General features: G+C 71.7%; 9 protein-coding genes. 4 read left to right on the top strand and 5 right to left on the bottom strand.

Annotated elements, in window-relative coordinates:
- Nucleotides 1–88: 88 nt before the first annotated feature.
- Nucleotides 89–712 carry a 30S ribosomal protein S4 gene (rpsD, locus tag J2W21_RS07235; protein ID WP_307113810.1) on the bottom strand — a complete coding sequence of 208 codons (624 nt, stop codon included), beginning with the start codon at nt 710–712 and terminating at the stop codon, nt 89–91.
- A gap of 160 nt (nt 713–872) precedes the next feature.
- The gene (locus J2W21_RS07230; protein WP_307113809.1) at nt 873–2,315 is read right to left on the bottom strand and encodes a replication-associated recombination protein A; all 1,443 of its coding nucleotides are present in this window, start codon (nt 2,313–2,315) and stop codon (nt 873–875) included.
- Between the two features lie 210 nt (nt 2,316–2,525).
- On the opposite strand from J2W21_RS07230, the gene J2W21_RS07225 reads away from it, so the two are divergent.
- Nucleotides 2,526–4,820, top strand: a complete 2,295-nt coding sequence (locus tag J2W21_RS07225) for a hypothetical protein (RefSeq protein WP_307113808.1) — start codon at nt 2,526–2,528, stop codon at nt 4,818–4,820.
- Between the two features lie 87 nt (nt 4,821–4,907).
- On the opposite strand, the gene aspS is transcribed toward J2W21_RS07225, so the two are convergent.
- Together aspS and hisS are read right to left on the bottom strand one after the other, a co-directional pair.
- Nucleotides 4,908–6,686 carry an aspartate--tRNA ligase gene (gene aspS / locus J2W21_RS07220; RefSeq protein WP_307113807.1) on the bottom strand — a complete coding sequence of 593 codons (1,779 nt, stop codon included), beginning with the start codon at nt 6,684–6,686 and terminating at the stop codon, nt 4,908–4,910.
- A gap of 55 nt (nt 6,687–6,741) precedes the next feature.
- Nucleotides 6,742–8,088: a histidine--tRNA ligase gene (gene hisS, locus J2W21_RS07215; protein ID WP_307113806.1), complete on the bottom strand. Its 1,347-nt coding sequence runs from the start codon at nt 8,086–8,088 to the stop codon at nt 6,742–6,744.
- Between the two features lie 68 nt (nt 8,089–8,156).
- On the opposite strand from hisS, the gene J2W21_RS07210 reads away from it, so the two are divergent.
- From J2W21_RS07210 to J2W21_RS07200, 3 genes are all read left to right on the top strand, one after another.
- Complete coding sequence (locus J2W21_RS07210; protein ID WP_307113805.1) at nt 8,157–8,972, top strand: peptidylprolyl isomerase; 816 nt, start codon at nt 8,157–8,159, stop codon at nt 8,970–8,972.
- Nucleotides 8,969–10,444: a DUF349 domain-containing protein gene (locus J2W21_RS07205; RefSeq protein WP_373423076.1), complete on the top strand. Its 1,476-nt coding sequence runs from the start codon at nt 8,969–8,971 to the stop codon at nt 10,442–10,444. Before J2W21_RS07210 ends, J2W21_RS07205 begins: the two co-directional genes overlap by 4 nt.
- A gap of 136 nt (nt 10,445–10,580) precedes the next feature.
- Nucleotides 10,581–11,171 carry a hypothetical protein gene (locus J2W21_RS07200; protein WP_307113803.1) on the top strand — a complete coding sequence of 197 codons (591 nt, stop codon included), beginning with the start codon at nt 10,581–10,583 and terminating at the stop codon, nt 11,169–11,171.
- On the opposite strand, the gene J2W21_RS07195 is transcribed toward J2W21_RS07200, so the two are convergent.
- The gene (locus J2W21_RS07195) at nt 11,168–13,603 is read right to left on the bottom strand and encodes a RelA/SpoT family protein (RefSeq protein WP_307113802.1); all 2,436 of its coding nucleotides are present in this window, start codon (nt 13,601–13,603) and stop codon (nt 11,168–11,170) included. The genes J2W21_RS07200 and J2W21_RS07195 overlap by 4 nt on opposite strands.
- Nucleotides 13,604–13,633 lie beyond the last annotated feature (30 nt).

Here is a 13,633-nt window from a genome sequence, read left to right as displayed (position 1 = left end):
ACCCTCTGGCTACCTTACACACGCGAGGAGCCCGCGGCGCGCGCCGCGGGCTCCTCGAGCTGGCCCGTCCGCCTGGGGGCGGGACGGATCAGCGGGCGTAGTACTCGACGACGAGCTGCTCTTCGCAGGTCACCGGGATCTCGGTCCGCTTGGGGCGGCGCACCAGGCGGGCCTGGAGGGCCTCGAGCTTGACGTCGAGGTAGCCGGGGACGGCGGGCAGGACGTCGCGGTGGGCGCCGGCTGCGGCGACCTGGAACGGCGTCATCGTCTCGGAGCGCTGGTGCACGCTGATGAGCTGGCCCTCGGCGACGCGGAAGGACGGGCGGTCCACGCGGGCGCCGTCGACCGTGATGTGGCGGTGCACGACGAGCTGGCGGGCCTGGGCGATCGTGCGGGCGAAGCCGGCACGGAGCACGAGGGCGTCGAGGCGCATCTCGAGGAGCTCGATGAGGTTCTCACCGGTGAGGCCCTTGGTGCGCTTGGCCTCCTCGAAGGCGCGGGTCATCTGCGCCTCGCGGATGCCGTACTGGGCGCGGAGGCGCTGCTTCTCGCGGAGGCGGACCGCGTAGTCCGAGTCCTGCTTCTTGCGGGCGCGGCCGTGCTCACCGGGGCCGTACGGGCGGCGCTCCATGTACTTGGCGGCCTTGGGGGTGAGAGCGAGGCCGAGAGAGCGCGAGAGGCGCGTCTGACGGCGGGCACGAGTGCTCGACACGTGTGTCCTTTCATTGTGCCGCGGCGTATGGATTCCTGGCCTCCCGAGGTGGAGAGCATTGGCCCGCGACTGCCTTCTGCTACCGACGGGCGCACTCCCCGCAGGGGGCAGCGGCCCGGACGTGCCAGACGGTCATCTAGCCTAGCATGGCTGCGGAGTGTCAGCTGCCGCGGACGATCCCGCGCAGGCGCTCGACGCGGGCCTGCAGCTCGCGCTCGGCGCCGTTGCCCGTGGGGACGTAGTAGTCCTTGCCCACGAGGTCGTCCGGCGGGTACTGCTGGCGGGCCACCGAGTGAGGCGCATCATGGGCGTACCGGTAGCCCTTGCCGTGCCCGATCCGCTCCGCGCCGGCGTAGTGCGCGTCGCGCAGGTGCGGGGGGATGCCGGTGCCGAGGCCGGCGCGGACGTCGGCGATGGCCGCGTTGATGCCCTGGTAGGCGGCGTTGGACTTCGGGGCGGTGGCGAGGTGGACTACGGCCTCCGCGAGCACGATCCTGCCCTCGGGCATGCCGATCAGCTGGACGGCCTGGGCCGCGGCGACGGCCGTCTGGAGGGCTGTCGGGTCCGCCATGCCGATGTCCTCGGCGGCCGAGATGACGATCCGGCGCACGATGAAGCGCGGGTCCTCCCCCGCCTCCACCATCCGCGCCAGGTAGTGGAGCGCCGCATCGACGTCCGAGCCGCGGATCGACTTGATGAAGGCGCTCACGACGTCGTAGTGCATGTCGCCCGCACGGTCGTAGCGCACGGCGTGGGCGTCGACGGCCTTCTCGGTGTGGGCCACCTCGACGGTGACCGGACCGGCGGGGTCGGGCCCCTCGTCCCGCGCCTGGCCGAGGGCGACGGCGGCTGCCGCCTCGAGCGCGGTGAGGGCCCGGCGGGCGTCCCCGCCGGCCAGGCGCACGAGGTGCTCAGCGGCGTCGTCCGCGAGCGCCACCGCGCCGCCGAGGCCGCGCGGATCCGCCGCCGCCCGCTCCACGAGTCCGCGGATGTCCTGGTCCGTGAGGGGCCGAAGCGTGAGCAGGAGGGATCGGGAGAGCAGCGGCGAGACGACCGAGAAGGAGGGGTTCTCGGTCGTTGCGGCGACGAGGACGACCCAGCGGTTCTCGACGCCGGGGAGGAGAGCGTCCTGCTGCGCCTTGGTGAACCGGTGGATCTCGTCCAGGAACAGCACGGTGGTGGTGCGGTGCAGGTCGCGCGCTGTCAGGGCCTCGTCCATGACGCGGCGGACGTCCTTGACGCCGGCCGTGATCGCGGACAGCTCGACGAACTTCCGGCCCGGCCCGCGGGCGATCACGTGGGCGAGGGTCGTCTTGCCGGTCCCGGGAGGGCCCCAGAGGATCACCGAGCTCGGCCCGGTCACCGACACGGCGCCTCCGCCGGCGGCACCCGCGGCGAGCTGGCGCAGCGGGGACGCCTCGCCCAGCAGATGCTGCTGCCCGACGACCTCGTCGAGCGTGCGGGGGCGCATGCGGACGGCGAGCGGGCTGCGCTGGGCGTCGCGGGCCGCCTTCGCGGCGCGCGCGTCAGAGGCGGCCGACGGCGCGCCCTCCTCGCCGCCGTCCGCGTAGCCGCCGTCGCTGGAACCGAACAGATCTTCCATCGCCACTACGCTACCCCGCGCCGCCGACACTGCGGGACCGGTTATCCACAGGGCTGGAGATCGACCGGCGCGGAGCAGTCCCCCGCTGCTACGTTCGCACCAGACGGCCGGAACGCGCCGCATTCCGCACACCATCCCGGGGGGATCATGAGTCACTCGCGCCCTGCGCCCGCCCTGCGCCGACAACGGACAGCGGTGGGAGCCGCTGCCGTGCTCATCGCAGTCCTGCTCACCAGCTCAGCCTGCACGGGCGGCACGGCTTCGACATCCGACACGGACCCAGCCCTCGTAGCCGTCGACGTGTCGTCGATCGCCGGCGATCGGTCTCAGACGGCCTTCGCCAACGCCGACGCCGCCTCTCCCGCCGCCCGCCAAGACACCGTGGCGGTCCTCAAGACCTCGGGGACGGGCCTCAACCGTGTCGGCACGGCCATCGCCGCTTCCCGGGACGCGGGCGTGACCTGGCAAGAAGCCGCTATCGACGGACAGGCGGCGACGTCAGACACCCTCGAACGCCTCGCTTCGTCGCCGCGCGGATGGCTGGCCGTCGGCCGGGCGGAGGCCGGGCCGCGGGATCGCCTCGTGGTGTACTCGAGTCCGGACTCCGCGGCCTTCGCCCGGACGGGTGACGGGGTCCCCGTCCCGGACGGCGCGGACTTTTTCCTCGCCGGGACGGCGGACGGGTGGACCGTCGTCTTCCGAAAGGAGGGCGAGCCCTGGACATCGGCCACGAGCCCGGACGGAAGGGCCTGGACCGTCCGCCCGCTGATTCCGGACGGGCTCCCGCCCCAGGAGTACGCCAAGGCCGGATTCACCGAGGACTTCCTGGACATCGCGGCCTCGGACCACGAGATCGTCCTCGTAGGCGAAGCTGTCTTCACGATTCTCGGCCAGAAGCAGACCTACGGCGTGATCTTCCACTCCGGCGACGGCGGCGTCACCTACTCCAGCGGCAGGTACGCATCCACCGCCCGCCTCGGGAGGGGGCCCGGCGCCCCGCGGGCTGCAGCGTGGACCCCCGAGGGGCCGGCCATGGTGGGCTGGGGCCGGATCACTGCAGGCAAGAAGTACCCCGAGGCCGTCTTCCGAAGCCCCGTGGGAAGCACGACCCTGCGGCCGAGCTTGGAAGCCGGCCTCCGGGACGGCACCTTGCCTGACGGCGGCGCTGACGAGCTCGACTATTCCGACGGTTCCTTCCTCGTGGCAGGGAATCAGGGCAGCTGGCCACGGATCGCCTCGTCGCTGCGGATCGGGCGCCCCGGCTCGTGGGCCGACGTGCGCCTCCCCTCCCACGGCACCGAAAGCCATGATTTCCCGGCGGGCAACGTCGGGGTGCCGGGCGGCTTCCTGTCCTTCCAGAAGAGGCACGCCGAGATCGGCTCGCGCGTGGACGTGTACTTCATCGACGGGGCAGGCACCGCCTCGCTCCGCTCCACGCTGGCCGGGCCCGCGTCCTCCACACCGGTGATAGCGTCGATGGCCACCGGCGGCGGGACGGTGGAGGCGCTCGGGTACCAAGGAAGCCAGCCTGCGGTCTTCCGTCGTGCGGCCCCAGCGGACTTCAGCAGCCCCACGCTCCTGCCGACTCGAGCACCGGCCACGTTCACGGGCCTGCGCTCCGGCGCAGGCGGCCGACTGGTGTTCGGCCAGCGCCAGCTGGCGAACAACGGACACGGTGTCGCGTGGACGAGCGCGGACGGCTCACAGTGGAACACCGGGTCCGAGGCCGTCCTCAGCCCCGGACCGGAGGACGGGACGGTGATCCGCGACGGGCTCGTCGCCCAGGGGAAGTTCTTCGTCGCGGGCGCGGTCGAGGACCGCCAGGGCACCGTCAGCGGCGCCGTCGCCGTCCGGGGCCACGACGCCGAGCAGTGGACCCAGCCGAGCGTGGCGGCGTTTGCCGGCGCGAAGGGCACCGATGTCACCGTGCAGAGACTCGCCGAGGCCCCGGACGGGTCCATCATCGCGATCGGGACAGCGACCACGGCGGGCACCGCGCGCCTGAAGGCCTGGCGGAGCACCGGCGGATCGGCCTTCGCCGAGGTGTCGGCGCCGCAGGCCCCCGCGGGCGCACGCCGGGCCGTGGGGGGCCTCGTCCGGGTCGGCGGCCGGCTCGCCCTGTCCGTCACCGACGAGTTCGCGGACCGCACGCGCCACGTCGCGCTCTACGAGAGCATCGACAGCGGCGCGACGTGGTCCGCCGCACCGCACGATGCGCTTGAGGGGAACGGACCGATCACCACCGATCTGGCCTCGGACGGCGAGGATGCCGTCCTCGTCGCCACGGTGGGGACGGCGACGCGGCGGCACGCCGCGGCGCTGCGCCGCGCAGCCGACGGCGGATGGCGGGCTCTCGAGCTCGACAGCCGCACGCTCACGTCCGGCAGCACTACCGTCCTCGACAGCGCGCTGTCCGGGGGCCACCTCGTGATCTCCGCCGAGACAGGCCCGGCCACCGCACCCACCGGCGCGGTCGTGGACATCGCACTGCCGGACCGGTCCTGAGCGGGCAACTCAGCAGGCACGGCGAAGGCGCGGTTCCCAGCGGGAGCCGCGCCTTCGCCGTCGTGCGCTGCCGATCTGGCGGGGTGACTACGACTCGGAGCCCTTCTTCGGCTCCGGCTTGGCGTCGACGCCGGCCTCCTTGCGCTGCTCCGGGGTGATCGGGGCGGGCGCGGCCGTGAGCGGGTCGAAGCCGCCACCGGTCTTCGGGAAGGCGATGACCTCCCGGATCGAGTCGACGCCCGCGAGGAGTGCGACGACCCGGTCCCAGCCGAACGCGATCCCGCCGTGCGGCGGGGCGCCGTACTTGAAGCCTTCGAGGAGGAAGCCGAACTTCTCCTGGGCCTCGTCGGCGCCGATGCCCATGACCTTGAACACGCGCTCCTGGATGTCGCGCCGGTGGATACGGATGGAGCCGCCGCCGATCTCGTTGCCGTTGCACACGATGTCGTAGGCGTAGGCCAGTGCCTCGCCCGGATCGGTGTCGAAGGTGTCGAGGAACTCGGGCTTGGGCGAGGTGAAGGCGTGGTGCACGGCCGTCCAGGCTGAGTAGCCGAGGGCGACGTCGCCTGAGGCCTTCGCGTCGGCGGACGCCTCGAAGAGCGGGGCGTCGACGACCCAGACGAAGGCCCAGTCGTCCGGGTCGATGAGGCCCGTGCGGTGGCCGATCTCGACCCGTGCCGCGCCCAGCAGCGCCCGGGACGGGCCCTGCTCGCCCGCGGCGAAGAAGATGCAGTCCCCGGGGTTCGCTCCGACGGCCGCCGCGAGCCCCTCGCGCTCGGCGTCGGTGAGGTTCTTCGCCACCGGGCCAGCGAGCTCGCCGTCCTCCTTGTACAGGACGTAGGCCAGGCCCTTGGCGCCGCGCTGCTTGGCCCACTCCTGCCAGGCGTCGAGCGTCCGGCGGGGCTGCGAGGCGCCACCCGGCATGACGACCGCGCCGACGTACGGGGCCTTGAAGACGCCGAACGTCGTGTCCTTGAAGTACTCGGTGAGGTCGGTCAGCTCGAGCCCGAACCGCAGGTCCGGCTTGTCCGAGCCGTACTTCGCCATGGCCTCCGCGTAGGTCATCCGGCGGATCGGAGTGGGGACCTCGACATCGATGAGCTTCCACAGGGCGGCGACGATGCGCTCGCCGAGGGCGATGACGTCGTCCTGCTCGACGAAGCTGGCCTCGATGTCCAGCTGGGTGAACTCCGGCTGCCGGTCCGCGCGGAAGTCCTCGTCGCGGTAGCAGCGCGCGATCTGGAAGTACTTCTCGATCCCGCCGACCTGGAGGAGCTGCTTGAACAGCTGCGGGGACTGCGGGAGGGCGTACCACGAGCCGGGCGCGAGGCGGGCCGGCACGAGGAAATCGCGGGCGCCCTCGGGCGTCGAGCGGGTCAGGGTGGGGGTCTCGACCTCGAGGAAGTCCTCGGCGTGCAGCAGCTCCCGGGCCACGCGGTTGGCTTCGGAGCGCAGCCGCATGGCGCGGGCCGGACCCGGCCGCCGCAGGTCGAGGTAGCGGTGGCGCAGGCGCGCCTCTTCGCCGACCTCGACGTGCTCGTCGACCTGGAACGGCAGCGGATCGGCGGTGTTGAGGACGATCACCTTCTCGGCCATGACCTCGATCTCGCCCGTGGCGAGCTGCGGGTTCTCGTTGCCGGCCGGACGGCGCTCCACGGTGCCGACCACCTGGAGGACGAACTCGTTGCGCAGGCCGTGGAAGACCTCTTCCTCGCGGACCACGACCTGGGCGACGCCCGTCGAGTCCCGCAGGTCCACGAAGGCCACCCCGCCGTGGTCTCGGCGGCGGGCCACCCAGCCCGCGAGGGTGACGGTCTGTCCGATGTGCTCGGGACGCAGTGTTCCGAGGCCGTGTGTGCGCAGCACAGCTCTTCTTTCCGTAGGGACGAGTGGGGTTCGGATCGAGTTTACCCGCAGGGCCTCAGGCCGAGGGCGCCGCGGCGATCTGCGGCACGAGGTCCTCCGCGGGGGGCATCCAGGTGTCCGGGTCGGCGACGACCTGCTCGCCGGAGCGGATGTCCTTGACCTCGTGGGTGCCGTCGGCGTGGGTGAACCACACGAACGGAATGCCGCGGCGGTCCGCGTACTTGATCTGCTTGCCGAACTTCTCCGCCTTCGCCGCGACCTCGACCGCGATCCCCCGGCTGCGCAGCCTGGCGGCGACGCCCTGGGCGGCCGGCCACGACCCGTCGTCCGCGAGGGTCACGAGCACCGCCGTGGGCACGGAGCGGCTCGCGGTCGCGAGGCCCTGGCTGAGGATGCGCGAGACAAGGCGGGTGACGCCGATCGACAGTCCGACGCCCGGGAACTTGCGGGAGCCCTTCGTGGCCAGGGCGTCGTAGCGGCCGCCGGAGCAGATCGAGCCCAGCTGCTCGTGGCCCACGAGGACGGTCTCGTAGACGGTGCCCGTGTAGTAGTCGAGGCCGCGGGCGATGCTCAGGTCGGCGACGACCTTCCCGGGGGCGGCGGCCGAGGCCGCGGCGATGACCTCCTCGAGCTCGGCGAGCCCTTCGGCGAGGAGCTCGTCCTCCACCCCGAGTGCGCGCACCTGGTCGACGAAGGAGGTGTCCTCGGTGCGGATGGAGGCCAGCTCGAGCGCGGCCTTCGCCTGCTCCGGCGTGGCGCCCAGCTCTTCCTGCAGCAGCTCAGCGACCCGCTCCGGGCCGATCTTCTCGAGCTTGTCGATGCTGCGCAGCACTCCCGCCGTGTCGGTCAGGCCGATGCCGCGGTAGAACCCCTCCGCCAGCTTGCGGTTGTTGATCCGCAGGCGGAACGGCGGGATCGGGAGCGCGGAGAGCGCCTCCGCGATCACCAGCGCCAGCTCCACGTCATAGCGGAAGGGCAGGTCCCCGTCGCCCACCACGTCGATGTCAGCCTGGGTGAACTCGCGGGCGCGGCCCTCCTGGGGGCGCTCCCCGCGCCAGACCTTCTGGATCTGGTAGCGGCGGAACGGGAACGCGAGGTAGCCGGCGTTCTCCACGACGTAGCGCGCGAAGGGGACGGTGAGGTCGAAGTGCAGGGCGAGCGCGTTCGCGTCGTCCCGGCTCGCCGAGTCGTCGTCGTCCTGGAGCCGGGAGAGGCCGTAGACCTCCTTGTCGATCTCGCCCTTGCGCAGGAGCTGGCCGACCGTCTCGACCGCGCGGGTCTCGATCGATGCGAAGCCGTGCAGTTCGAAGGTGCGCCTCAGCGTGTCGAGCACATGGAGCTCCACGAGCCTCTCCTGCGGAAGCCACTCGGGGAATCCGGACAGCGAGGCGGTACGTGCCATGGGGGACAAACTCCTTGTGCGTAGACTGATTGCTGCACAAGTTTATGCGCCTGTTCAGGCACCCCGAGATGAGCGTGCGGATGGAGGACTGCCCGGTGGCCAAGCGGAACGTGCGTGAGGACCGCCGTCGCCTCCAGCTCATGGACGCGAAGGCGGAGCTGCGCAGGGGCAAGGAGAAGCGGCGCCGTCGCGACAACACGATCGCGGCCACGGCCGCCGGGGCGGCCGTCGTCCTCGCGGCGGTGCTGCAGGCAACGGTCTTCGCCTCCAACCCCACGGCCTCCGAGTACGCCGCGGCCCAGGCCGGGCTCGAGGCGCCGACGCCGAGCGCCACGCCGAGCGCGGCCCAGAGCAACAGCCCGCAGATCCCCAAGGCCGACACCGCCGCCGGAAAGACCTTCAGCAGCAGCCTCGTCCTCAACGGCAGGACTGTGGGACTCGAGCTCGACGGCACGAAGGCGCCGCAGGCCGCGGCCGTCTTCTCCTCGCTCGGGCAGGCAGGCACGCTGAACGGCCGGCAGTGCGGGAGGCTCACGACCGGCGCGGCCTTCGCCCTCCTGCAGTGCGGGCAGAAGGCTGACGGGTCCTCTGACCCCTCCTACACCTGGGGGCCCCTGGAGAACACCCCCGCCGACGGCAAGTACCCCGCGGGCACCGTCGCGGTCGCCCGGACCGCCGGCAACGCCTACGGGAACGGCCAGGAGTTCTTCATCGTGTACAAGGACACCACCATTCCCGCGGACAGCGCCGGCGGCTACACGGTCGTGGGCCACGTGACGTCCGGCCTCGACGTCGTCCAGGCGATCGCCGCGAAGGGCGTCAAGACGGGCAATGACGGGGCTCCCGTGACGCCAGTCACGATAGACTCGTTCACGGTGAAGTGACGTGGGCTGCCGGTACCCCGGCGGCACCATCCGAAGGACAAACCACAATCGAAAGAGTTCTAGCGGTGACCGAAAGTCAGAAATCCGACGACACCGCGGCCGCAACGGCCGCATCCGTTCCGTCTCCCGCCGCCCTCGCGGCCAAGCTCAAGCCAGCGGCGCCGGTGGCGCCCTCCCCGGCACCCGCCGTCGCCGCCGCGCCCGCTGCGGCGTCCGTCTCGCTCGCCGAGGCCTCCAAGTGGGGCCGGGTCGAGGGCGATGGCCACGTCTTCCTCACGATTGACGGCGAGGAACACCCTGTCGGGCAGTACCCCGGAGTGTCCGCCGACGAGGCGCTGGCCTACTTCGCGCGCAAGTTCGAGGACGTGCTCGCCCAGATCGGGCTCCTCGAGCAGCGAGTGGCCTCCCACGCGGCCGTGGCCGACGTCCGCAAGGCTGCCTCCCATCTGCGGGCCCAGCTCGCCGAGCGGGCCATGGTCGGGGACCTCCGCGCTGCCGAAGGCCGCCTCGACACCCTCGAGCAGTCCCTGGTCCAGGCGGAGGCCGCCGAGAAGGCCCAGCACGAGGCCGCACGGGCCGAGGAGCTCGCCCGGCGCGAGGCCATCGTGTCCGAGGCCGAGCAGATCAGCGGCCAGGACCCCGAGCGGACGCAGTGGAAGTCGAGCGGCGCGCGGATGAACGAGCTCTTCGAGGAGTGGAAGGCCTCCCAGAAGTCTGGGCTCCGCCTCGGCCGCGCGGCCGAGGACGCCCTGTGGAAGCGCTTCCGCGCTGCCCGCACCCAGTTCGACCGGCACCGCCGGGCCTACTTCTCCCAGCTGGACAGCATCAACGCCCAGGCGAAGTCCGTGAAGGAGCGGCTCATCGCCGAGGCCGAGACGCTCCAGACCTCCACCGAATGGGGCTGGGCGGCCGGCGAGTACCGCCGCCTCATGGACGAGTGGAAGGCTGCGCCGCGGGCGAGCCGCAAGGAGGACGACGCCCTCTGGGTCCGCTTCCGGGCTGCGCAGAACGTGTTCTTCGAGGCGCGGCAGGCCGCCAACGACGCCGTGGACCGCGAGTACTCCTCGAACCTGTTGGTCAAGGAGGCGCTCCTCGCGGAGGCCCAGCAGATCCTGCCGGTTCAGGACCTGAACGCGGCCAAGAAGGCGCTCCAGTCCATCCGCGACCGGTGGGAGGAGGCCGGCCGCGTCCCGCGTGCCGACATGGGCCGCATGGAATCCGGACTCCGCCGGATCGAGGATGCGGTGGCGCAGGCCGAGAACGAGAACTGGCGCCGGACCGATCCCGAGACGAAGGCCCGCACCGACTCGGCCCTGAGCCAGCTCGAGGCCTCGATCACGAGCCTGGAAGAGGAGCTCGCGGCGGCGCAGGCGAAGGGGGACGCCCGGGCCACCGCCAAGGCCCAGGAGGCGCTCGACGCGCGGCGCCTGTGGCTCACGACGCTGCAGAAGTCGGCGGACGAGCTCGGCTGACCCGGCTCCGCTCTCTGCTGGGGGCCCGGTACCGTGAACTGGCGGTGCCGGGCCCTCAGTGCGTTCCGCGGCAGCGTTGTCCACAGGCGCCGCCGCCGGCGCGCACCGCGGGACCGTCGGCGGGCATGATGGCCGTATGCCTGATTCCCTCCTCCTCCGCGGTGCGAGCCTGGGCGGGCCGCCCGTCCTCATGGCCGGCCGCCCGTTCAGCGCCGTAGAACTGCAGGCGATGGAGTCCGACGGGGTGGTCCGCCGGATCCTCGCCCAGGTGTACGTCCCCGCGGCCGCCCGTCCGACGGCGCAGCTGCGGGCGCGCGCACTGGCCCAGACGCTCACGCCGCGGGTGCGCGAGCGGACGGTGGCCGGCCGGATGACCGCGGCGTGGATCCTGGGCTGCGCCCCGGCGCCGGAGCGGCCGGTGATGCTCGTCGAGAGCACCCGGCGGCTCGCGCGGCTCGGCACCGGGGACAGGCTCCTCGTCCACGAGGTGCGCTTCGGTGACCTCGACGTCGTCGACATCGCGGGGCTGAGGGTCACGAGCGGCCTCCGCACCGCGATCGACCTCGCGCTCCACTCCGAGGACCACGTGGCGCTGCCGGTGCTGCAGCGGCTCCTCGACCACCCCGGGCTGGGGCTCACGGCGGCCCTCGTGTCCGCGGGACTCGAGGCGATGCCCCGGCAGCCCCACAAGGAGAGGGCCCGCGGGCTGCTCGCGCAGCTCGTCTAGGTGCGCCGCCGGTTGCCGGTGGTGCGGTAGACGTCGAACACGCCGTCGATGCGGCGCACCGCGCCCAGCACGTGGCTGAGGTACTTGGGATCGCCCATCTCGAACGCGAAGCGCGAGACGGCCAGACGGTCCGTGGAAGTGTGGACGTGGGCGGAGAGGATGTTCACGTGGTTCTCGGAGAGCACGCGGGTCACGTCCGAGAGCAGGCTCTTGCGGTCGAGGGCCTCCACCTGGATCTCGACGAGGAACACGCTCGACTGGGTCGGCGCCCACTCGACGTCGACCATGCGGTCCGGCTCCGCGCGCAGCGTGGCGATGTTCGTGCAGTCCGTCCGGTGCACCGAGACCCCGGAGCCGCGCGTGACGAACCCGATGATCGGGTCCGGCGGCACCGGCGTGCAGCAGCGGGCCAGCTTGACCCAGACGTCGCCGACACCCTTTACGATCACGCCCGAGTTGGAGTACTTGGGCGGGATGCTGCCCTTGGTGGGCGCAATGGTCTCGGCGATGTCCTCGGCCGCCCCCGCCGCCCCGCCGAGGCTGTCCACCAGCTTCTCGACCACCGACTGCGCCGAGGCGTGGCCGTCGCCGATGCCGGCGTAGAGCCCGGCGATGTCCTGGTAGCGGAACTCCTGGGCGACGGCGAGCAGCGCGTCGTGGCTGAGCAGCCGCTGGAGCGGGAGGTTCTGCTTGCGCATAGCGCGGGTGAGCAGTTCCTTGCCCTTGTCGATGGCCTCCTCGCGGCGCTCCTTCGAGAACCATTGCCTGATCTTGTTGCGGGCCCGCGCGCTCTTGACGAAGTGCTGCCAGTCCTGGCTGGGGCCCGCGCCCTCCGCCTTCGACGTGAAGATCTCGACCCAGTCGCCATGGTTGAGCTCGCTGTTGAGCGGGACGAGCTTGCCGTTGACCCGGGCGCCGATGGTCCTGTGGCCCACCTCGGTGTGCACCGCGTAGGCGAAGTCCACCGGGGTAGACCCGGCAGGCAGAGCCATGACCTCGCCCTTGGGCGTGAAGACGAAGACTTCCTTCGCGTTGATCTCGAACCGCAGCGAGTCGAGGAACTCCCCCGGGTCCGAAGTCTCCTGCTGCCAGTCCACGAGCGAGCGGAGCCAGCCCATCTCGGAGGCCTTGCCGTTGGGCGTGGGGCCCTGGGTGCGCGACTGGTCCTTGTACTTCCAGTGCGCCGCGACGCCGTACTCGGCCCGCCGGTGCATGTCGTGCGTGCGGATCTGGATCTCGACCGGCTTCCCGCTCGGCCCGATCACCGTCGTGTGCAGCGACTGGTACATGTTGAACTTCGGCATCGCGATGTAGTCCTTGAACCGGCCCGGGAGCGGGTTCCACCGAGCATGCAGGGTGCCCAGCACCGCATAGCAGTCGCGCACCGAGTCGACCAGGACGCGCACGCCCATGAGGTCGTTGATGTCGTCGAATTCCTTCTGGCGGACGATCATCTTCTGGTAGATCGAGTAGTAGTGCTTGGGGCGTCCGGTGATCTCGGCCTTGATCTTCGCCGCGCGCAGGTCGTCGGCGATCTGGGCCCGGATCACCGAGAGCTGCTTCTCGCGCTCCGGCGTGCGCGCCCCCACCATGCGCACGATCTCCTCGTACACCTTGGGGTAGAGCGCTGCGAAGGAGAGGTCCTCGAGCTCCCACTTGATGGTGTTCATGCCGAGCCGGTGCGCAAGGGGGGCGAAGATCTCGAGCGTCTCACGGGCCTTGCGGGCCGAGGACTCCGGCGAGACGAAGCGCCAGGTGCGCGCGTTGTGCAGCCGGTCCGCGAGTTTGATGACGAGCACGCGGATGTCCTTGGCCATCGCCACGACCATCTTCCGCACGGTCTCCGACTGGGCCGCCTCGCCGAACTGGACCTTGTCGAGCTTCGTGACCCCGTCCACGAGCATCGCGACCTCGGGGCCGAAGTCCTTCTTCAGCTGCTCGAGCGTGTAGGAGGTGTCCTCGACGGTGTCATGCAGGAGCGCCGCCGCGAGCGTCGTCCCGGTCATCCCGAGCTCGGCCAGAATCGTGGCGACTGCGACGGGATGGGTGATGTAGGGGTCGCCACTCTTGCGCTTCTGGCCCTGGTGGCTGCGCTCGGCGACCTCGTATGCCCGCTGGATGAGGTCGAAGTCCTCGCGCGGGTTGTTGGCCCGCACGGTGCGCAGTAGCGGCTCGAGGATCGGCGAGTGGGCACTGGGCCCGCGCCCGGTCAGCCGCGCGAGGCGGGCAAAGGACCAGTCCCGGCGTCCGAGCGTGGGCCGCTCGAGCAGGCTGTTCCCCCCTACCCCCACGGGCGCAGGGGCGGCCTGCGGTGCGGGGGACGCCGTGCGCGCGGGCGACGACGGGCCCCCGGTGCCGCTTCCCGCGGCACCGGGCGCCCCGGTCGGGGCCTGGGACGACGTCGGACGCTCCACCACCGAGGGGACCTCCATTCGTTGACGGGATTCCCTCAGTGTATGCCC

Source organism: Sinomonas atrocyanea (genome assembly GCF_030811715.1).
GTDB lineage: Bacteria > Actinomycetota > Actinomycetes > Actinomycetales > Micrococcaceae > Sinomonas > Sinomonas atrocyanea_A.
The sequence above is the reverse complement of the archived record's forward strand: the minus strand, read 5'-3'. Positions and strand labels throughout refer to the sequence as shown.

Excerpts from the sequence above, each read along its gene's own strand:
- hisS (WP_307113806.1), bottom strand. The coding sequence starts at position 8,088 with ATGGCACGTACCGCCTCGCTGTCCGGATTCCCCGAGTGGCTTCCGCAG.
- J2W21_RS07210 (WP_307113805.1), top strand. The coding sequence starts at position 8,157 with ATGAGCGTGCGGATGGAGGACTGCCCGGTGGCCAAGCGGAACGTGCGT.
- J2W21_RS07230 (WP_307113809.1), bottom strand. The coding sequence starts at position 2,315 with ATGGAAGATCTGTTCGGTTCCAGCGACGGCGGCTACGCGGACGGCGGC.
- J2W21_RS07200 (WP_307113803.1), top strand. The coding sequence starts at position 10,581 with ATGCCTGATTCCCTCCTCCTCCGCGGTGCGAGCCTGGGCGGGCCGCCC.
- J2W21_RS07195 (WP_307113802.1), bottom strand. The coding sequence starts at position 13,603 with ATGGAGGTCCCCTCGGTGGTGGAGCGTCCGACGTCGTCCCAGGCCCCG.